The sequence below is a fragment of the Streptomyces sp. NPDC002499 genome (assembly GCF_053595415.1).
In genome coordinates, this window is sequence record NZ_JBSFXO010000007.1 from 363,502 (window position 1) to 384,051 (window position 20,550).

At 71.2% G+C, this 20,550-nt stretch carries 15 protein-coding genes and 1 tRNA gene; 11 read left to right on the plus strand and 5 right to left on the minus strand.

Annotated elements, in window-relative coordinates:
- The first annotated feature begins 55 nt into the window (after nt 1-55).
- Together ACWD5F_RS21745 and ACWD5F_RS21750 are read left to right on the plus strand one after the other, a co-directional pair.
- Nucleotides 56-1,042 carry an aldo/keto reductase gene (locus ACWD5F_RS21745; RefSeq protein ID WP_401724839.1) on the plus strand — a complete coding sequence of 329 codons (987 nt, stop codon included), beginning with the start codon at nt 56-58 and terminating at the stop codon, nt 1,040-1,042.
- Nucleotides 1,039-3,516 carry a helix-hairpin-helix domain-containing protein gene (locus ACWD5F_RS21750; RefSeq protein WP_451256426.1) on the plus strand — a complete coding sequence of 826 codons (2,478 nt, stop codon included), beginning with the start codon at nt 1,039-1,041 and terminating at the stop codon, nt 3,514-3,516. Before ACWD5F_RS21745 ends, ACWD5F_RS21750 begins: the two co-directional genes overlap by 4 nt.
- A gap of 84 nt (nt 3,517-3,600) precedes the next feature.
- Here ACWD5F_RS21750 and ACWD5F_RS21755 read toward each other — a convergent pair whose 3' ends face one another.
- Nucleotides 3,601-4,341: a hypothetical protein gene (locus ACWD5F_RS21755; protein WP_451256428.1), complete on the minus strand. Its 741-nt coding sequence runs from the start codon at nt 4,339-4,341 to the stop codon at nt 3,601-3,603.
- 47 nt (nt 4,342-4,388) lie between these two features.
- Between ACWD5F_RS21755 and ACWD5F_RS21760 the strand changes: the two genes are divergently transcribed.
- Nucleotides 4,389-4,577 (plus strand): DUF5703 family protein, encoded by a 189-nt coding sequence (locus ACWD5F_RS21760; protein WP_005485166.1) that lies wholly within the window; start codon nt 4,389-4,391, stop codon nt 4,575-4,577.
- Nucleotides 4,578-4,651: 74 nt separating this feature from the next.
- On the opposite strand, the gene ACWD5F_RS21765 is transcribed toward ACWD5F_RS21760, so the two are convergent.
- The 3 genes from ACWD5F_RS21765 to ACWD5F_RS21775 all read right to left on the minus strand — a co-directional run bounded on the left by ACWD5F_RS21765 (nt 4,652) and on the right by ACWD5F_RS21775 (nt 7,464).
- Nucleotides 4,652-5,626, minus strand: a complete 975-nt coding sequence (locus ACWD5F_RS21765) for a chaplin (RefSeq protein WP_451256430.1) — start codon at nt 5,624-5,626, stop codon at nt 4,652-4,654.
- A gap of 120 nt (nt 5,627-5,746) precedes the next feature.
- The gene (chpH, locus tag ACWD5F_RS21770; RefSeq protein WP_046256631.1) at nt 5,747-5,980 is read right to left on the minus strand and encodes a chaplin ChpH; all 234 of its coding nucleotides are present in this window, start codon (nt 5,978-5,980) and stop codon (nt 5,747-5,749) included.
- 158 nt (nt 5,981-6,138) lie between these two features.
- Nucleotides 6,139-7,464 (minus strand): M20/M25/M40 family metallo-hydrolase, encoded by a 1,326-nt coding sequence (locus ACWD5F_RS21775; RefSeq protein ID WP_451256432.1) that lies wholly within the window; start codon nt 7,462-7,464, stop codon nt 6,139-6,141.
- Between the two features lie 218 nt (nt 7,465-7,682).
- Between ACWD5F_RS21775 and ACWD5F_RS21780 the strand changes: the two genes are divergently transcribed.
- The 5 genes from ACWD5F_RS21780 to ACWD5F_RS21800 all read left to right on the plus strand — a co-directional run bounded on the left by ACWD5F_RS21780 (nt 7,683) and on the right by ACWD5F_RS21800 (nt 14,580).
- Nucleotides 7,683-7,770, plus strand: a tRNA-Leu gene (locus tag ACWD5F_RS21780).
- A gap of 281 nt (nt 7,771-8,051) precedes the next feature.
- On the plus strand, nt 8,052-10,163 hold the full coding sequence (gene glgX, locus ACWD5F_RS21785; RefSeq protein ID WP_451256434.1) for a glycogen debranching protein GlgX: 2,112 nt from the start codon (nt 8,052-8,054) through the stop codon (nt 10,161-10,163).
- Between the two features lie 2 nt (nt 10,164-10,165).
- Nucleotides 10,166-12,313, plus strand: a complete 2,148-nt coding sequence (locus tag ACWD5F_RS21790) for an AGE family epimerase/isomerase (RefSeq protein ID WP_401727657.1) — start codon at nt 10,166-10,168, stop codon at nt 12,311-12,313.
- 39 nt (nt 12,314-12,352) lie between these two features.
- On the plus strand, nt 12,353-13,579 hold the full coding sequence (locus tag ACWD5F_RS21795) for an IS701 family transposase (protein ID WP_451256769.1): 1,227 nt from the start codon (nt 12,353-12,355) through the stop codon (nt 13,577-13,579).
- Nucleotides 13,580-13,797: 218 nt separating this feature from the next.
- A complete protein-coding gene (locus tag ACWD5F_RS21800) occupies nt 13,798-14,580 on the plus strand; it encodes an SDR family oxidoreductase (protein WP_401727655.1) in 783 nt (260 codons plus the stop codon).
- Between the two features lie 49 nt (nt 14,581-14,629).
- Here the strand turns inward: ACWD5F_RS21800 and ACWD5F_RS21805 are convergent, their stop codons facing one another.
- Nucleotides 14,630-16,273 carry an ABC transporter family substrate-binding protein gene (locus tag ACWD5F_RS21805; RefSeq protein WP_451256437.1) on the minus strand — a complete coding sequence of 548 codons (1,644 nt, stop codon included), beginning with the start codon at nt 16,271-16,273 and terminating at the stop codon, nt 14,630-14,632.
- Between the two features lie 157 nt (nt 16,274-16,430).
- Between ACWD5F_RS21805 and ACWD5F_RS21810 the strand changes: the two genes are divergently transcribed.
- Genes ACWD5F_RS21810 through ACWD5F_RS21820 form a run of 3 tightly spaced genes read left to right on the plus strand, consistent with a single transcriptional unit; the run spans nt 16,431 to nt 20,511 of the window.
- The gene (locus ACWD5F_RS21810; RefSeq protein WP_401727672.1) at nt 16,431-17,405 is read left to right on the plus strand and encodes an ABC transporter permease; all 975 of its coding nucleotides are present in this window, start codon (nt 16,431-16,433) and stop codon (nt 17,403-17,405) included.
- Entirely contained in the window at nt 17,402-18,331 is a 930-nt protein-coding gene (locus ACWD5F_RS21815; RefSeq protein WP_451256439.1) for an ABC transporter permease, read from the plus strand. The genes ACWD5F_RS21810 and ACWD5F_RS21815 overlap by 4 nt, the downstream gene beginning before the upstream one ends.
- Nucleotides 18,328-20,511, plus strand: a complete 2,184-nt coding sequence (locus ACWD5F_RS21820; protein ID WP_451256441.1) for a dipeptide ABC transporter ATP-binding protein — start codon at nt 18,328-18,330, stop codon at nt 20,509-20,511. Before ACWD5F_RS21815 ends, ACWD5F_RS21820 begins: the two co-directional genes overlap by 4 nt.
- Nucleotides 20,512-20,550: the final 39 nt, after the last annotated feature.

Below are 20,550 nucleotides of genomic sequence, written 5' to 3' on the forward strand. Positions count from 1 at the left end.
ATCCGTTGTCCACAGGCACCCACAGCTCGATCCATGGCCAGTAATGTCGGCGTTCATGGAGCAGAGGCATCTCGGCCGTACCGGTCTTCGCGTGTCCCGTATCGGACTCGGCACACTCACCTGGGGCAGGGACACCGACGAGCACGACGCCGCGGACGTCCTGAAGACCTTCTGGGAAGCGGGCGGGACACTCGTCGACACGGCCGACGTGTACGGCGACGGCGAGGCCGAGTACCTGCTCGGACGCCTCATAGAAGGGCTGGTCCCCCGGCGGGACCTGGTCATCTCCACCAAGGCGGGCAGCGTGCCGGACCCGGACCGGCGCTTCGACGGCTCGCGCGGACATCTGCTGGCCGCGCTGGACGCCTCGCTGGCCCGTCTCGGCACGGATTACGTCGACGTCTGGCACATCCACGCCTTCGACCCGTACACCCCGCTGGAGGAGACCCTCCACGCGCTCGACCTGGCCGTGAGCAGCGGCCGGGCCCGTTACGCCGGCGTCTCGAACTTCTGCGGCTGGCAGCTGGCGAAGGCGGCGACCTGGCAGTTGGCCGCGCCCGGCAACCGCACCCGGCTGTCGAGCACGCAGATGGAGTACTCGCTGCTGCAGCGCGGGGTCGAGCGCGAGGTGCTGCCGGCCGCGCTGGACCTGGGGATCGGCCTGCTGCCGTCGTCGCCGCTGGGGCGCGGGGTGCTCACCGGCAAGTACCGGGGCGACGTCGTCCCCCCGGACTCGCGCGGCGCCTCAGAGCATCTGGGCCTGTTCGTCGAGCCGTACCTGGACGACACGGCGAGCCGCATCGTCGATGCCGTGCAGACCGCGGCGGACGGGCTCGCCGTGACGCCCCTTCAGGTCGCCCTGGCCTGGATCCGCGACCGGCCCGGCGTGACCGCGCCAGTCGTCGGCGCGCGCAACGCGCAGCAGCTCACGGCGGCATTGTCAGTGGAGGCCCTTAGTCTTCCTGACGAGATCTGCCGGGCGCTCGACGATGTGTCGGCGCCCGTGCACCGCTATCCCGATCACGACTGGAGCACGCTGTGAGCACGGAACCGGAGACCACGGAGGAATCGGAGCCGGGGACACCGGGGGGCGTCGAGCCGGGGGGCGCGGTGGAGAGTGCCTCGGGGGAAGAGGCCTCTGTCGAAGGGGAATCGGGGGCTTCCGGCGAAGGGGAATCGGGAGCTGCCGCCGAGGGGGTCTCAGAGTCTTCCGGCGACGGGGCCGAGTCCGCCGACGGTGACAGCGCGGCCGGTGACGAAGGCGAGACCGGGGAGACCGGCGAGGGAAGTGCGGCCGAGGGCAAGGGAGATGCCGACGCCGACGGGGAAGCCGCCCGGCAGAAGTCCGAGGCCGAGGCCGAGTTGGCGGCGCAGCGGATCGAGCGGGAGCGGATCGAGCGGCGCAAGGCCGAGAAGCAGGGGCCCATCGCGGCCGGCACCAAGCTGAGCGGGACCGCCGCCGATCTGCTGGCCGCCGTGCGCGCCGTGGAGAGCGGCGAGAAGCCCGTCGCCGTGGCCCTGCGCGAACCGCCCGCCCCGCGCCGCCCCGACTCCGAGCCGGTACGTCGCCCGCAGCCCGCGCCGGCCGCCGCCGCGCCCGTGTCGTCCCCCGGGACGGAGTCCGTCGATGCCGTACGCCGCGTGCTGACCGAGGGCGGCGCCCCGGACGCGCTCGCCCCGCAGGTCGCCGCCGCGCTCGGCGAGGGTGCGGAGGACCAGTTGCGGGCCGACCCCTGGCTGCTGCTGCGCGTCGGCGCGGTACGCCCCGAGCAGGCGGACGGGTTCGCACGGGCGCTGCTCGGCGCGGAGTGCGGTCCGGACGACGAGCGGCGCGGCCGGGCGCTCACCGGCTGGCTCCTGGAGCAGGCCGCGCTGGCCGGGCACACGGCGCTGGAGATGCCGGCGCTCACCGCGGCCCTGGCCCAGCGGGGCGTGCCGGATCCGGAGGCTGCCGTGCAGAGCACCGTCGCGGAGGGCGAGGCGCTGGTCTTCGAGGACGCCCTCGACCCGACCGCGCCGGTACCGGCTTCGGCTTCTGCTTCGGCTTCGGCTTCGGCTTCGGCTTCGGCTTCGGCTTCGGCGGGGCACGACGAGGGCGAGGGGGACGACGAGGACGGTGAGGGCGCGGAGCGCCCGGTCCGGGTCCTGATCGGTCTCGAGCGGTACGCGCTCGCGGAGGAGAGCCTCGCCGACGGTCTGGCCCGGGTGATCAACTCGGTGCCGAAGGAGGACGGTTCGGCCGAGGAGTGGGAGCGGGCCGCCGGTGCGGCGAAGGGGTCGACCGCCGAACTCCTCCGCGCGGTCGCGGGCCACGCCCTGGTGCTCCACACCGGTGGCGAGGCGTCCCTCGTCGAACCGGCGGCGCTGCTCGACGCGGCGACCGGCCTCGGCCTGCGCGCCTGGGCCGCCGCGCACTCCGTGATCGGACGGGACCGTTTCGCGGGCCGCCTGACGGGGGGCGGGAGTGCCGACGGCGCTGCTTCGGACGGCAGTTCGTCGGTCGAGCCGGCGGCGGACGGCTCCACAGCGGCCGAGGGCACCACGGTCGGCGCCGCCCCCGTCGCCACCGTCGCCGGTCTGCTCTCGAGTGCCGAGGGTCCAGGCCGGGACGGCGAGGGTGCGTTGGATCTCGATCTCCTGGTCGTGCTCGACGCGCCCCAACTGGACGTGGAGAGCGCCGCGTTGCTCGTCGAGTCGTTGCCTGACGGCGCTCGGCTGGTGCTGGCCGGCGACCCGGCGGGGCTGTGGTCGGCGGGGCCCGGGCGGGTGTTCGCCGATCTGCTGGCCGCGCGGGTCTGCCCCTCGGTCGCCTCGCGGGTGCCGGATCCCGGTCCGCTCGGTGAGCTGGTCTCCGGTGTCGGCATCGGCGAGCTGAACCAGGTCGAGGCGCCCGGCAAGGAGGTCGTGATCGTGCCGGTGCGGGACGCGGGCGAGGCCGTGCACCGGACCGTGCAGCTCGTCGCCGACTCGGTGCCGCGGGCGATCGGGATCCCGCCCGAGCAGACGCAGGTGATCACGCCGGGGCACGGCGGCGCGGCGGGCACGCGCGCGCTGAACGCGGCGCTGAAGGAGCGGCTCAACCCCGGTCCCGGCCGCTTCGGCGGGTTCGACCCGGGTGACCGGATCGCCTACTCCCCCGCGCCGGGGCGCTCGGTGCCGGGCCAGGTGGTGACGGCGGACGCCGACGGGCTGCACCTGTCCGTCTCGGGCGCCCCCGTCGTCGTACCGAAGGAGCGGGTGGAGCAGTCCGTGCGGCACGGCTGGGCGTTGACCGCGCACCAGGCGGTGGGGGCGCACTGGCCCGCGGTGGTCGTGGTGCTGCCGGGGGACGCGGCGCAGGCTCTCAGCCGTCCGTGGGTCTACACGGCGTTCGGCCGGGCGGACCGTCATCTGTCCGTGGTGCACGGCGTGGAGCAGGCCCTTGCCCGGGCCGTGTCCGAGGTGCCGCCGAAGCCGCGCACGACCCGGCTGCCGGTGCTGCTGGCCCCGCAGGTGCCGGTGGCCGCCGCCGGCTGAGGCACGCGACGAGAACGGCGGCGGCCCCGGGGCGACATGAGCCCCGGGACCGCCGCCGTCGTCGTCTCACGACCGGCCGTGCCGTCAGCGTCTTACGTCGGGCTCCGCGTCCAGTGGCTCCAGGTCCTCGTCGGTCTCGAGCTCGGCGTCCAGGTCGGTGTCGAGCTCGTCGAGGTCTTCGTCGTCCACGCCGTCCACGCCGTGCGTGCCGATGCCGTCGATCTCGTCGTCGAAGACCGCGCTGACGTCGAAGCGGCAGACCACCCGCTGCGGGTCCAGTTGCTCGAAGGGCGATTCCAGCCACTCACCGGCCTCGGGCGCCTCGTCCGCCGCCGTCACCCAGAGCGTGGAGTCACCCTCCTCCAGGCCGAACTCCTTGTGCCGGGAGGCGATCTCGTCCGGCTCGAACTCGCCGAACAGGATGCCCAGCGCCCCGTGCACGGTGCCGGAGGCCTCCACTCCGATGCTGTCCTCGTCCGCCGCCTCGACCCGCTGCGCCTGCGCCAGCAGCCGCTGCGGCTCCACCACGGCGTAGTCGCGCCGGATCAGCACACTGAGGGCATTGGGCTCCTCGGGGCCCGTGTACGGGGGCAGCGCGTCCTCCGCACCGGGGATCTCGAACGGTGTGACCTCGTCATAGCGGTCGTAGAGCAGCTCGTCGTACGCCTCGGCGGCCGTCGCCAGCTGGTTGAACGCCTCGTAGACGGCCGGGTCGTCCTCCCCGGACCGGCGTTCGACCGCGGCCAGGTGGCGGTCGAGCGCGGTCTTGACCGCCTCGGCGGCGGCTCGTACCTCGGCAGCGGTGGGCTGCGCAGCATCAGACATAGTGCAGACGCTATCCGTACCGGGCCCCAGCCCGCACAATAGATGCGATGCCGGAATACGAATTTGTCGACGTGTACGTACCACGCGGGGTTTCCCGCAAGGACGCCACTCGCCTGCTGACGGACCATGCCGAGTACGGACACTGGGAGTTGGACCGCCTGAGTCTGCTGCGCGACGGCAGCCGCAGGGTGCGGTTGCGCCGGCGGATCATCCGCCAGGTACGCGCCACGTGGTGAGCTGAGACGGAGACGAGACGGAGCGGGCCCCGTGGCGACGGGGCCCGCTCCGTAGTGCGTTCATGAGGGCGGTACTACGCCGACGCACGCGCCTTGCGGTACAGGACCGCGCCGGCGAGCAGCGCTCCGGCGCCGACCGGGAGGGCGAGGCCCAACGGCAGCTCGCTGCCGGTGTGCGCGAGCTGCGCGGCAGCGGTCGGCTGTGCGACCGACTGGCCGCCCGGCCGGTTGACGTACGAGGAGCCGCCAGGCGTCCCGTGGCCCGCTACGGGCGGGGTGCTCGGGGTGCCGGGGTGACCGGGAGTGCCGGGGTGACCCGGAGTCCCAGGGGTCCCGGGCGTACCGGGGTTCCCGGGCTGGCCGGGCGTTCCGGTCGGAGGCGTGTGGTGGCCGCCGCCGTGGTGTCCCCCACCGTGGTGGCCGCCGCCGTGATGGCCTCCGCCGTGATGGCCTCCGCCGTGGTGACCGCCGCCCTGGTGGCCGCCCCCGTGGTGACCTCCACCCTGGTGGCCGCCGCCTCCGTAGCCGTCGTTGTCGCAGTCGTTGCCGAAGGCCGGGTTGCCGATGCCCACGACGTCGACACTGTTGCCGCAGGCGTTCACCGGCACGTCCACCGGTACCTGGACCGTGTTGCCGGAACCCACGCCCGGCGAGCCGCCGGTGTGTCCGCCGGCGTGCGAGCCCCCTGAGCCCCCGTGTCCGCCGGAGCCTCCGTGACCCCCCTGACCCCCATGACTCCCGTGTCCGCCATGACCCCCATGGCTGCCCGAGTCGCCGTAGCCGCCCGAAGAGCCGCTGCCGCCGCTCCGGTTGGCGCACTTGTTGCCCACCGCCGGGTTCAGGACCCCGACGACGTTGACCGTGTTGCCGCAGGCGTTGACCGGCACGTGCACCGGTGCCTGCACCGTGTTGCCCGACAGCACGCCGGGCGAGTCCGAACTCGAGCCGGTGGCGCCGGAGTCCGCGTGGGCGTACCCACTGCCGGCGGCGGCGATCACACCGGTCGCGGCCGCCACGGTCATCAGGCCCTTGCGGGTGACCTGTCGCATCTGCTGAATCCCTGCCTTCGAGCTTGCCGTCGACCTTGTCCGAAAAAGACCGGTCGGCCCCGGAGCGCATGGCGCGCGCTCCGGAGCCGACGGGCGTGCACGACCCTCAGGGGGTCGACGTCACTTGTTGATGCAGGTGTTGCCGAAGGCGGGGTTCAGCAGCCCGATCACGGAGACCGTGTTGCCGCAGACGTTCACCGGGATGTGCACCGGAACCTGAACGACGTTGCCGGACAGAACGCCCGGGGAGTGCACGGCAGCACCCTGGGCACCCGAGTCGGCGACGGCCAGGCCCGCACCCGCGAGAACCAGACCACCAGTGGCAGCCGCAGCGGCGACGACCTTCTTGATCATTATTCCTCCTTGTTGGCAATGCGATCCCAAGTAGCGGATCGCATCACCTGTAACGAGGAGGGAGTAATGGAGCTACGAGCTTATGAGCACATTCACCCGTCTCAGTCGTCTCCGTACGCGCTGTCGAATTCCGGCGTCAACCTGCGTCAACCGGCCTTTCACGACGCGTCGATGAACCGGTCCAGGACGCGCACGCCGAACTTGAGCCCGTCCACCGGCACCCGCTCATCCACGCCGTGGAACATCCCGGCGAAGTCCAGCTCCGGGGGCAGCTTGAGCGGGGCGAAGCCGAAGCCGCGGATGCCCAGGTCGTCGAAGGACTTGGCGTCCGTGCCGCCCGAGAGCATGTACGGGACGGCCTTGGCCGTGGGGTCCTCGGCGAGCAGCGAGGACTGCATCGCGGCGACGAGGGCGCCGTCGAAATCGGTCTCCAGGGCCTTGTCCGAATGCACGTCCTCGCGCCGGACGTTCGGTCCGAGCAACGTGTCGAGATCCGCGAGGAATTCGTCCTCGAATCCGGGCAGGAAACGCCCGTCGACATTCGCGGTGGCCTCGCCCGGAATGACGTTCACCTTGTAACCGGCGTTCAGCTGCGTGGGGTTGGCGGTATTGCTCAGGGTCGCGCCGATGAGCTTGGCGATGCCGCCGAGCCGGGCGAGCGTCGACTCCATGTCCTCCGGGTCCAGTGGGGTGCCGAGCGCGTCGCCGAGTTCGTCGAGGAAGGCCCGGGTCGTCTTGGTGACCCGTACCGGGAACTTGTGACGGCCCACCCGCGCCACCGCCTCCGACAGTTCGGTGATCGCGTTGTCCCGGTGGATCATGGAACCGTGCCCGGCGGTTCCGGCCACGGTCAGCTTCAGCCAGTGCATGCCCTTCTCGGCGGTCTGGATCAGATAGAGCCGGCGCTCCTCGCTGACGGTGAAGGAGAAGCCGCCCACCTCGCTGATGCCCTCGGTGACGCCCTCGAAGAGGTGGGGGTGCTTGTCGACGAGATGGCGCGCCCCGTACGTACCGCCCGCCTCCTCGTCCGCGAGGAACGCGAGCACGATGTCGCGCGGGGGCTTGCGGCCGCTGCGCAGCCGGTCGCGGACGACCGCGAGGGTCATCGCGTCCATGTCCTTCATGTCGACGGCGCCGCGTCCCCACACGCACCCGTCGGTGACCTCGCCGGCGAAGGGGTGGTGGGTCCAGTCGGCCGCGTTGGCGGGCACGACGTCGAGGTGGCCGTGGATCAGCAGGGCGGGCCTGGACGGGTCCGCGCCCTCGATCCGGGCCACGGTGGACGCCCGCCCCGGGTGCGACTCGAAGATCTGCGGGTCGAGACCGACCTCGGCGAGCTTCTCGGCGACGTACTCGGCCGCCTTGCGCTCGCCCGGTCCCGAGTGGTCGCCGTAGTTGCTGGTGTCGATCTGGATCAGCTCACGGCAGAGGTCCACGACCTCGTCCTCGCCGGTGACGACCCTGGCCGTGTCCGTCTCGCTCACGCTGCTTCCTCCCGCTGTCACTGCTGGTGGTTCCCCTCATCCTCCCTCGCTCCGGTGCCGCGACCCAAGGCCGGGCCCCGCACGTCACACGCGGTTCACACACCGACGGGAGCGGCCGGGGGCCGGTCAGGGGCTGGTCAGGGGGGTGATCGGGGACCCGCGAAAGCCTGGTAATGTTTCCTCCGTCGCTGCGGCCAGTCCCGCGCGACAGACACCTTGTCCGGGTGGCGGAATGGCAGACGCGCTAGCTTGAGGTGCTAGTGCCCTTTAACGGGCGTGGGGGTTCAAGTCCCCCCTCGGACACCAGCCGATCCCCCCGGCCGCTCAGCGGCCGGGGGGATTTTTGTCGTCCCCGGCGCCGCGCCCCCTCCCCCTCACCTGCCGGGCCCCCGCGGGCCGAGTTGTGCGGGTACCCCACCAATTTTACAAGCCACTTGACTCAACCTTACAAGGCTTGTTGACTGGCTTGGGTGCAGCCAGCCATGTCACGGAACCACCGTCAGACGGATTCGCAAGGGACCTGACTGACGCTCGACTACTCAGGTGACAAGAGGTGAAGCTCTGTGAAGGTCCAGGGAAGCCTGACGATGGAGCCACGAGCGGAGGCGACATCGAGAGTGTCACCCGGGCGCCCGCAGCCACTGGGCGCCAGCGTCGACGCGGACGGGGTGAACTTCTCGATTTTCTCCGAGTACGCGACCAGGGTCGATCTGCTGCTCTTCGACCGCTGTGACGCCCCCCGCCCCTCGCGGGTGATCCGGCTCCACCCCGAGCAGCACCGCAGCTTCCATTTCTGGCACTGTCACGTGGCGGGCCTCGGCCCCGGCCAGGTGTACGCGTACCGGATCGACGGCCCCCGCAACACCCCGCACTCCGGCGGCCGGTTCAACCACCGCAAGGTGCTGCTCGACCCGTACTCGCGGGCCAACATCAACACCTGCTGGGACCGCGGCCGCGCGGTCGGCGTGAGCGACAACGTCGAGCACTCCATGCGCAGCCTGGTCGTCGACCTCGACGACTACGACTGGGAGGGCGACCGGCCGCTGAACACGCCCATGGCGGACACGGTGATCTACGAGGCGCACGTACGCGGCCTGACCGCGTCCCCCACCTCGCACACCACCCACCCGGGCACCTTCTCGGCGGTCGTGGAGCGGATCCCGGACCTCCAGCGGCTGGGCATCACGGCCGTCGAGCTGTTACCGGTCTTCGACTTCGACGAGACGCAGACCCTGCGCATCGGCCCGGACGGCACGCCGCTGCGCAACTACTGGGGTTACGACCCCTACGGCTTCTTCGCCCCGCACACCGGGTACTGCGCCCAGCCCCATCTCGCCGGACACATCACCGAGTTCCGGGACATGGTCAAGGCGCTGCACAAGGCCGGTATCGAGGTCATCCTCGACGTGGTCTTCAACCACACCAGCGAGGGCAACGAGTTCGGGCCGACGATCAGCTTCCGCGGCGCCGCCAACGAGGCGTACTACCACCTGTGGCCGCAGGACCGCAGCCGCTACATGGACTTCACGGGCTGCGGCAACGCTGTCAACGCCAACCACCCGATGGTCACCAAGTTCATCCTGGAGTGCCTGGAGTACTGGGTCACCGAGCACCACGTCGACGGTTTCCGCTTCGACCTGGCCTCGGAGATGTCCCGGGGTCCGATGGGCTACGAGATGGCCGTGCCGCCGGCGCTGTGGGCCATCGAGCTGTCGCAGGTGCTCGCCGAGACGAAGATCATCGCCGAGCCGTGGGACGGTGGCGGCCTGTACCAGGTGGGCCGGTTCCCGGGGAAGCGCTGGGCGCAGTGGAACGGCCCGTTCCGGGACGACGTACGGCGCTTCGTGCGCGGGGACGCCGGTCTGGTCGGGGAGATCGCCTCCCGGCTCGGCGGGTCCGCGGACCTGTTCTTCCCGCAGCAGGTGCTGCCGACCAACAGCATCAACTTCGTGACCTGCCACGACGGGTTCACGCTCAACGACCTGGTCTCGTACAACCACAAGCACAACCACGCCAACGGCGAGGCGAGTGCCGACGGGGCGCACGAGAACTTCAGCTGGAACTGCGGGGTCGAGGGCCCCACGGACTCCGAGGAGGTCGAGCGGCTGCGGGTGCAGCAGATCAAGAACCTGCTGTCGATCCTGATGCTGAGCCGGGGCGTCCCGATGCTGCTGGCCGGCGACGAGTTCCGCAACAGCCAGCAGGGCAACAACAACGCCTACTGCCAGGACAACGAAGTCTCCTGGCTGAACTGGGACCAGGCGGAGAAGGAGACGGAGATACGTTCCTTCACGGAACGGGTCATCGCCCTGCGCAAACGGTACGCGACCTTCCGCGAACCGCGCTTCTTCACCGAGCGGCGCAACGACCGGGACATGGCCGACGTCACCTGGCACGGCACCCAACTGCACTGCCCCGGCTGGGAGGACGCCGACGCGCGTGTCCTGGCCGTGACACTGGGCGGCTTCGGGGGCGACCCCGACCTGCACATGATCCTCAACATGTACCACCTGGGCCTGGACTTCGAACTCCCGGCCGTAGCGGGCCACATCTGGCACCGGATCCTCGACACGGCCTGCACCGGATCGCGCGACCTGCTCGCGCCCGGTCAGGAGGAGCCCGTCGAGGCGGACGTCATCCACGCACACGGCCGCAGCGTCGTCCTGCTGGTCGCCTTACCGAATGAGAAGGACGCCTGACGATGACCGACACCGCCAACCACCGCATCCTCTCCGACACCGTCGCCGGCTACGTCACCTACTTCAGCCCCACCGAGCACCGCTTCGGGCTGCGCACCTCCGACGGCCGCGAGTTCACCGCGCACCTGGCCCGCAACGTCGTCTCCCGCATCGTCCGCAACCTCGGCGACCCCTACCAGGACACCACCGCGCAGACCCAGGACATGCTCAGCACCGGGCGCTTCCTGTTCGCGTACGGCGTCTTCTACGAGTGGGACGGCGGCTCGCGCTTCGAGGTGAAGGAGATCACCTTCGCCGAGGAGAGCCGCGGCCACTACGTCTTCGAGCACCCCCGCTGGTGGGTCCAACAGGCCGCCGAGATCGCCGACTTCTATCTGCGCGGCCAGTTCCCCGACGGCGACTACGACTGGCGCCACTACCGCACCCAGCTCACCCTCGACGGCGCCCAACTGCCCGAGCACGCCGGGCAGAACGTGCGGCAGGAGACCGACACCATCTCCCGGCTGGTGTACGGCCTGTCGACGGCGTACCTGCTCACCGGCGAGGACCGGTTCCTGGACGCGGCCGAGAGCGGCACCGAGTACCTGCGCCAGTACATGCGCGTGGACGACAAGCACGACGGGATCGTCTACTGGTACCACGGCATGGACATCACCCCGACCGGGCGGCGCAAGGTCTACGCCTCGGAGTTCGGCGACGACTACGACGCCATCCCGATGTACGAGCAGATCTACGCGCTGGCCGGGCCCACCCAGACCTACCGGGTGACCGGCGACCCGCGGATCCTCCAGGACATCGACCGCACGGTGGCGCTCTTCCAGCGCTACTTCCGCGACGAGGAGCGCGGCGGCTTCTTCTCGCACATCGACCCGATCAACCTCAGCCCGTGCGACGACGCGCTGGGCCGCAACCGGTCGCGCAAGAACTGGAACTCGGTCGGCGACCACGCCCCCGCGTATCTGATCAACGCCTATCTGGCCACCGGGCGCACGGACTTCGCCGAGCTCCTGGAGGAGACCGCGGACACCATCGTGGCCCGCTTCCCGGACGAGCCGGAGAGCCCCTTCGTACAGGAGCGCTTCCACGAGGACTGGAGCGCGGACCGCACCTGGGGCTGGCAGCAGGACCGCGCGGTGGTCGGGCACAACCTCAAGATCGCCTGGAACCTGACCCGGATAAGGGCGCTGCACGACAAGCCCGAGTACGCCGAGGCGGCCCGCCGGATCGGCGAGATCATGCCGCCGGTCGGCAGCGACCAGCAGCGCGGCGGCTGGTACGACGTCGTCGAGCGCAAGCCCGACGCGGACAGCGGCATCCACCGCATGGTCTGGCACAACCGCAAGGCCTGGTGGCAGCAGGAGCAGGCGATCCTCGCCTATCTGATCCTGGCCGGCACCGGCGACGACCCCGAGTCGCTGCGCCTGGCCCGGGAGGCCGCCGCCTTCTACAACGCCTTCTTCCTGGACCACCAGGACGGCGGCGTGTACTTCAACGTGCTGGCCGACGGCATCCCGTACCTGGTGGGCACCGAGCGGTTCAAGGGCTCGCACGCCATGGCCGGCTACCACGCGCTGGAGCTGTGCTACCTCTCGGCGGCCTACACCGGGCTGCTGATCAGCCACGAGCCGCTGACCCTGCACTTCCGGCCGCGCCCGGCCGATCTGCCGCAGCGCGAACTGCGGGTGGCACCCGACCTGCTGCCCACCGGTTCGGTGGAGCTGACCCGGGTGTGGGTCGACGGCAACGAGCACCACAACTTCGACGCCAAGCTGCTGACCGTGAAGCTGCCGGAGGGCGACGAGCCGGTGCGGGTGCGGGTCGAGCTGGAGCCGGCGCGGATGCGGCTGCGGGTGCGCAGCGAGGTGGCCGGCGGCACCGCGCACGTGCGCTGCTCCGGCGCCGTCGACGCGGTCGAGCTGGACCGCTTCCGGCACGTGCTGGGCGAGGTGATGGCGGCCGGACCGCGCCGGGTCGAACTGCACCTGGGCGAACTGACCGAGATGTGCAGGCCCGCGGTCAACGAGCTGCTCGTGCAGCGCACCAAGGCGGGCCTGGAAGTCGACTTCGTGGTCGTGGGATCTGTACTGCCCGAGGTACGGGAAGCCCTGCTGGCCACCGACGCCTTCCTGTTCGAGGGCGAGGAGGACTGAGCCGACATGACCACGACGCTGCTTCCCCCCAGGTACGTCATGGACCGGCCGGCACAGCCCGCTGTGCCGCACGAGCCGGTGGACTTCACCGCCTACTGCCAGGACCTCTTCGGCGCGCTGTCCCGTTCCGACCAGCGCCGCTGGGGCGAGGTCTACGTCCGGGGCCTGCTCGATGTGCCCGGGCGCAAGACGCCGGCCCGGATCACCGAAGAGGTGCTGGGCCGGCGGGCGGTCCAGCAGATCCAGCAGTTCGTCAACCAGAGCCCGTGGCCGTGCCGGCCGGTACGGGAGCGGCTCGCCCACCGGATCAGCCGGGCGCTGCAGGCGGAGGCCTGGTGCTTCGACGAGGTCGTCTTCGCCAAGAACGGCGACCGTTCGGTGGGCGTGGCCCGGCAGTACGCGCCCTCGCTGGAGCGGACCGTCAACTGCCAGCTGGCGCTGGCCACTTCGCTGGCCGGACGGTACGGCGGGGTGCCGGTGAGCTGGCAGTTGCTGCTGCCGCAGCGTTGGGACCGGGACGAGGCGCTGCGCACGCAGGCGCACGTACCGGCCCAGGAGCGGGCCAAGCCGCGCTGGCGGTATGTGCTGGAAGCGATCGACGAGATGCTGGAGGAGTGGTACCTGGAGCCGCTGCCGGTACTGGTGGACTGGCGCTGCGACGGTGATGTGACGCCGTTGCTGCACGGTCTGGAGGCGCGCGGGCTCGCCTATCTGGTGGAGGTGGCGCCCACCGTGGCGGTCACACTGCCGCGGCCGTGCGCCGGTTCGGCGCCCGGCCGCGGCACGCTGTCGGAGCTGGCCCGGCACGCCGTCCAGCACCGCAAGCGGATGCCGATCGCCTGGCAGGACCGGGCGACCTCGCGGATGCGGCAGTCGCAGGTACTGTCCATGCCGGCGCTGCTGCTCGCGGAGGCGCGGCTCGGCACGGCGGCCGGGCGCCCGCTGCCCGAACGCCCGCCGCAGCGGCCCCGGCACCTGGTCGCCGACTGGCCCTACGGCCGGCCCGCCCCGCGCACCTACTGGCTGACGAACCTGCCCGCGCGCAGGATCGCCGACGTGCTGCCGCTCGCGCAGTTGCGGGCGCTGTGCGGCAACAGCCTGGCGCGGCTCCAACAGGACTTCGGCCTCGGCGACTTCGAGGGCCGCTCGTTCCGGGGCTGGCACCACCACGTCACGCTGGCCTCGGTCGCGCTGGGCTACGACACGCTGCGCCGGCCCCGGGCGGTCCCGCCGGCGTCGGCCGGCTCGGCCGGGCAGGTCGGTTAGGTCGGTTAGGTCGGTTAGGTCGGTTAGGTCGGTTAGGTCGGTTAGGCGGCCAGGTCGGTCAGGCGGAAGGCGGACGGATGCGGCCGGGCGGCGCGCGGGGGTGCCGTGGCGAAGTCCCGTCCCTTTCCTCATTCCCTCTCCCCATGTCCTCTCTCCATGTCCTCTCCTCGTTTCCCCGTTCACGCCCTCGCTCGTGCAGCGAGACACAGGAGGCTCGTATGAACCAGGCGCAGACGGCCACGGGCAAGGTGCTCGCGGGCCGTACGGCGGTCGTGACCGGGGGCTCGCGCGGCCTCGGCCGGGCGATCGTGCGACGACTGGCCGACGACGGCGCGGCCGTCGTGTTCAGTTACGCGACCAACAAGGACGCCGCGACCGAGATCGAGGAAGAGATCGCGGCGGCCGGCGGCACCGCCTGGGCGGTGCAGACCGAACTGGCGGAAGTGGCCCAGATCGAGCGGCTGTTCACGACGGCCGACGAGCACTTCCGCTCCATCGGCGCCGAAGGCCTCGACATCCTTGTCAACAGCGCCGGCGTGGCCTCGTTCACGCCGATCGGCGAGACCGCGGAGGCGGAGTACGACCGGGTGATGGCCGTCAACGCCAAGGCTCCTTATTTCGCCGTGCAGTTCGCCTCGCAGCGGATGGGGGACGGCGGGCGGATCATCGGCCTGTCGACCGTCACCACCCGCTGGCCGCGGGTGCCGGAGTCGGTGTACATCGCCAGCAAGTCGGCGGGCGAGGCGTTCGTGCGGGTGGCGGCCCGGGAGTTGGGGCCGCGCGGGATCACGGTCAACACCGTCTCGCCCGGGCCGAGCGACACCGACATGCTGCGCGGCGCGACCACCGCGGAGATCCGCGAGCACGTGATCGCCGACACCCCGCTGGGCCGGCTCGGGCGGCCCGCGGACGTGGCCGCCGTGGTGGCGTTCCTCGCCGGACCGGACGCGGCCTGGGTGACCGGGCAGAACATCCGCGCCGACGGCGGACTCGTCTACTGAGCGCGGCCACTGAGCACAGCGCAAAGGGAGTTGGGGCGGCTCGCGGCCGTCAGCGTTCCCAGCCGACCTGGGTGAAGTCGATGTCACCCAGGCCCGGTACGCCGTAGTTGGCGAGACCCTCGCGGACGGCGAGGATCTGCGGGCGCTGGTAGAGCAGGAGGTCGTGGGCCGCCTCCCAGATCTCGGCGTCGGCCTGTCGGTACAGGCGGGCGCGGCGGTCCGGGTCCAGGGTGTGCACGGCCTCGCGCAGCAGGGCGTCGATGTCGGGGCTGGATATCCGGCCGTAGTTCTCATAGGCCTGGCCGCCGCTCGGCTCCCGGTAGATCGAGTACAGCGAGCTGGGATAGGTCTGGCCGATGAATCGGAAGATCGCCAGGTCGAAATTCCCGCGGTTGAGGTACTTCGACAAGTAGTCGTCGGCCGGCACCTTCTGGATCTCCACCGCGATGCCGACCCGGGAGAGCATTTGCTGGATCAGCTGGGAGAGGTCGAGCCCGAGTCGGTTGGTGGACTGGCTGAGCACGAATCGCAGCTTCAACTCCTGCCCGTCCTTGGTGCGTGTTCCGCTTCCGTTCTTCCGGTGCCATCCGCGCTCGTCCAGAATTCGCTCGGCCTCCTTCAGGTCGTAGCTGCCGAGGCTCCCCGAATTGTCTGTGTATCCGGGCTGGTTGGTCATGAAGAAGTGATTGCCGAGCAACGGCACGCCGATCGGCAGCCCTTCGCCGGCGACCTTCGCCAGGGCGTTCCGGTCGACCGCACGCAGTACGGCTCTGCGTACTTGGGGGTCGGCCAGCGGGCCGCTCGCGCCGTTGAAGGAGACCAGCACCTCGTCCCAGGCGGAGCCGGTGCGGATGTCGGTGCCGGAGGCGCCCTTGAGCCGGTCGTACACGTCCCCGGAGGCCGCGTTGACGGCGCTGATCTCGCCGTTGAGGTAGGCCTGGACGGCGGTCGTGGGGTCGAGGGTGCGGAAGACGACCTGGTCCAGGAGCGGCCGGGTGCCCCACCACTTCGGATCGCGTACGGCGGTCAGGGTCTTGCCGGTGGTGTCCAGCGAACCGACCTTGAACGGGCCCGCGGTGATGGGCAGTCCGGTCCGCCAGCCCTCGTTGAACTCCTCGGGGGTGCTGAACGCGGCGGCGGGATACAGCGGGCTGAACAGGCGCTGCCAGTCGGCGAACGGCGTCTTGAAGACGACCTTCACCTCATGCGCGTCGGCGCCCTCGGTGACCGACGCGATGTCCTCGTATCCGCTCGGGTCGGCGATCTGGTAGCGCTGGTCGCCGCGGCCCAGGGCGCGCCACTGGGCGGCGAAGTCCTGCCAGCCCAGGGCCGTTCCGTCGGACCAGCGGGCCTTGGGGTTGAGCCGGTAGACGACCGTCTGGGGAGAGGTGGAGATCACCTTGGCGGAGGTCAGGTAGTCGGGGACCGGGTGCGGTACGCCTTTCGCGTCCCGCAGGAACAGTCTTGGCTCGAAGAGCCCGACCACGGTGAGCGCGTCGTCCAACGAGCCGTCCAGCTGGAAGTAGTTGAACTGGGTGAGCCACTGGACCATGGAGAGGGTGAGGGTGCCGCCGTCCCGAAGTGCGCTGCGGGGGCGGGCGTTGACATCGGTGCGGTCGTACGCGGGTACCGCCGCGCGGGAATCCCGGTCGTCAGGTTCGTTCGGCCCGCCGGACGACGTGCATCCAGCCAACAGAGCGGCGAGCGCGACACACACCTGAACGGCCCATAAGAATCTGCGTCGTTCCGGGAATCTCGTCATTTCGATGCCCCTCCCGAGCGGCTCGGAAGTTTAACATTGGCTCATGTCAAGGCCGTGAAGCGCCGCGGGGGGAGTCGCATTGTGGGCGATGCTGTCAAAACGTCTGGCGAACTACTGTTTATTGCTCGTCACGTCAACTTTCCTTTGCTATTTGCTTTCCTCGGCAGCCCTTGACCCACGCGCGTACTTCGAGGAGCGCACACCTCCTCCGCCGCAGCGGGTGGTCGACCAGCGGTTGGCCGAACTCGGCCTGGACCGGCGGACGCCGGTGGTCGAGCGGTTCGGGCACTGGTCGTGGCGGGCCCTGCACGGAGATCTGGGGCGCACGCTCGACGGGACGTCCGTGACCGCCGAGTTCGGCCGCCGGGTGGGGGTGACGGCCCGGCTGCTGCTGGTGGGCACGGTGACCGGCACGGCGCTGGGAGTGCTCGCCGGCGTGTGGGCGGCCGTGCGGCGCGGCCGGCTGCCGGACCGGGGACTGACGCTGCTGTCGTTCACGGTGCTGTCGGTGCCGCCGTTCGTGCTCGGGCTGTTGCTCCAGACCGGCGCGATCGCGGTCAACGACGCGACGGGCCGCAGCGTGATCCGCTACACCGGCGAAAGCACCCCTGGCCTCGACGGCGGTCCCTTGGTCCAACTGCGGGACATGGCGGCCCACTTGGTCCTGCCCACCCTCTCCGTCTCCCTCGGCGCGGTCGCCCTCTACAGCCGCTACCAGCGCGGGGCGACCCTCGACGTGCTCGCCGCGGAACATCTGCGCACCGCCCAGGCCAAGGGACTCACGCCGGGACGCGCTCTGCTGCGGCACGGGTTGCGCACCTCGCTGATCCCGCTGACCACCGTCTTCGCGTTCGGGTTCGTGACGATGTTCACCGGCGCGGTGTTCACGGAGAAGATCTACGGCTGGCACGGCATGGGCAGCTGGTTCCTCGACTCCGTGCAGAGGGGTGACGTGAACGCCGTGGTCGCCATCGAGGTGTTCGGCGCGGTGCTCGTCCTGCTGGCCGGACTGTGCGCGGACCTGCTGCACGCGGCGCTCGATCCCCGGGTCCGATTCGCATGAGCTACCCGCGTAGCGCCCGGCTGCGGCGGCTGGCCCGCTCCCCCTCGGCGGTCGCGGGGGCGGCACTGCTGTGCGCGCTCCTGCTGCTCGCCTTCGCCGGACCGGCGTTCTCCCGTTGGCCGTACGCCACCGTCGACTACTCGGCGCTGCGCGAGCCGCCCGGCTCCGGGCACTGGTTCGGCACCAACCGGATAGGCCAGGACGTCTTCGCGCAGTGCGTGCGCGGACTGCAGAAGTCGCTGTTCATCGGGTTCCTGGTGGCCGTCGTCTCGACGGCGGGCGGGACGGTCGTCGGCGTGTGCGCCGGCTATCTGGGCGGCTGGCCGGACCGGGTGCTGATGTTCCTCGTCGACCTGATGCTGGTGGTCCCGGCGTTCCTGGTCCTGGTGGTCGCCGCGCCCCGGCTGCGGTCCCTGGGCTGGCTCGGCTACGGCGGACTGCTCGCGGCGTTCGGCTGGATGGTCACCGCCCGCGCGGTGCGTGCCATGACCCGCTCCCTGAAGGAGCGTCAGTTCGTGCTGGCGGCAACGTACATGGGCCTCGGGCCGGTCGCTGTGGTGCGCCGGCACATCCTGCCGCACCTGGTGTCCTTCCTCACCACCAGTGCCACGGTCGCGGTGGCGGGTGCGGTGATCAGCGAGACAGGTCTCTCGTACGTCGGTTTCGGCGTGCAGCCTCCCGACGTCTCGCTGGGCACGCTGATCGCCGACTCCTCGGACGTGCCGACGACGTATCCGTGGATGTTCTTCTTCCCGGTCGGGCTCCTTGTGCTGCTGGTCCTGGCCTGTCATCTGGTCGGCGAGGGGCTGCGGGACGCGTTCGACCCGGCCGGGTCGGCGGGTGCGGGAGGCGCGGGAGCGGAGGGCTCGGCGACCGGGGTCGGTCCCGCCTCCGTGGAGAGCGGTCCGGCGGTGGGCAGAGCATGACGGCGCCGGGTTCCGCGGAGGCCGCGAGAGAGGTGCTGCTGGAGGCGCGCGGACTGCGCGTCGGGCGGCCGGCCTCGCGGCGCTCCCCCGCCCTGCCCCTGGTGCGGGGCGTCGATCTGCTGCTGCGCCGGGGCGAAGTACTGGGCCTGGCGGGCGAGTCGGGGGCCGGCAAGAGCCTCACCGCCCTGGCCCTGCTGGGGTTGTGCCCGCCGGGACTCGAAGCGAGCGGGTCCGTACGGCTGTTGGGGCGCGAGCTCGTGGGGCTGCCGGTGCGCGACCTGGCCGACCTGCGCGGCCGGCACATCGCGATGGTCTTCCAGGACGCGCTGGCCGCCTTCACCCCGGTGCACCGGATCGGCGACCAGATAGGCGAGGCCCTGCGCATCCACCAACGCCCGCGTCCGGGGCGGGAGTCGGCCCGCCGGGCGGCGGCGGAGCTGCTGGACGCGGTCGGGGTGCCGGAACCGGGCCGGGTCGCCGACTCCTATCCGCACCAGCTGTCCGGCGGTACCCGGCAGCGGGCGATGATCGCGATGGCGATGGCCAACCGCCCGGACGTCATCGTGGCCGACGAGCCCACCAGCGCGCTCGACGTGACGGTCCAGGCGCAGGTGCTCCAGGCGCTGGTCACCGCGCGCCGCGAGACGGGCGCGGCGCTGCTGCTGATCAGCCACGACCTGGGGGTGCTGGCCGGCACGGCGGACCGGGTGGCGGTGATGTACGGCGGGCGGGTGGTGGAGTACGGCCGCACGCGGGAGCTGTTCGCGCGGCCCGGGATGCCGTACACCGCGGGGCTGATCGGTTCCGTGCCCCGGCTCGACCGGGATGTCCCGCCGACTCCGATGCCGGGTGCTCCGCCTGCCCCGGGTGACCGGGATTCCGGCTGCACCTTCGCGCCGCGCTGCCCGCTGGCCGAGCCGGAGTGCCGGACGTACGAGCCGGAACTGGTCTGCCACGAGGGTGACGTGGCAGGTGGGGAGGGTCAACCGGCCGACACCGAGGCGGCTTTGGCGGGTGCCGAACCGCACCTGGCCGACCAGGAACGGCAACCGCCCCTCGACGCACGGCACCTGATCGCCTGCCGGCGCAGTGAGGAGGCCGTGCGGCTCGGGGCCGCGGAGCTGTTCCCGCCGTCGGTGCCCGTGCGGGCGGCGGTGGCGGGGGGCGTGGTGGAACCGGTGCTGCGGATAAGAGGGCTGGTCAAGTCGTTCCCGGTGGCCGGGGCCGGCGGTCGGCGACGGCGCGGCAGGCGTGAGGTGCGGGTCCTGGAGGGGGTGGACCTGGAGGTGCGCCGGGGCGAGACGCTGGGCCTGGTGGGCGAGTCCGGGTGCGGGAAGTCCACCACCCTGCTGGAGGTGATCTCGCTCAGGGCGCCACGTCAGGGCACCATCGAGGTCCTCGGGCAGGACACCGGCGCGCTCTCACGGGACGCGGAGCGGCGGTTGCGGGGCGCGCTGCAGATCGTGTTCCAGGATCCGATGGCGAGCCTGGATCCGCGGATGACGGTGGGCGACATCGTCGCCGAGCCGCTGCTGGTGCAGCGGGCGCCGGCCGAGCGGATCGCCGCGCGGGTGCCGGAGGTGCTGCGGCTGGTCGGCCTGCGCCCGGACGACGCCGCTGCCCTCCCGCACCGGTACTCCGGTGGGCAGCGTCAACGCATCGCCATCGCCCGGGCGTTGGCCGTGGAACCGCGGTTGCTGTTGCTCGACGAGCCGGTGTCCGCGCTCGACGTGTCCGTGCGGGCCGGGATCCTCGATCTGCTGCGCCGGCTGAAGGAGGACCCTGGCCCCTCGTGCCTGTTCGTCTCGCACGACCTCGCCATGGTCCGGCAGATCGCCGACCGGGTCGCGGTCATGTATGCCGGTCGCGTCGTCGAGACCGGCACGGTGGACGAGGTGTTCGGACAACCCTGTCATCCGTACACCAAAGCCTTGCTGGACGCGGTTCCGGTGCCGGATCCCGCGGTGGCGCGAGTTCGTTCGGCGACGGTGCTGCGCGGCGATCCGCCCGCTGCCGGCGACAGCGGTACGGGATGTCGGTTCAGGCCACGCTGCCCGGTGTTCGAGTCACTGGAGCCGAGTCAACGGTCGCGCTGTGAACGGGAATTCCCCGCGGTGCTCCGGACGCCGGCGGACGGCGGTCGGTCGGTCGTCTGTCATTTCCCACTCACCGGGGACTGACTCGGCGAGGGACGGAACGGGACGGAATATTCCCCAACG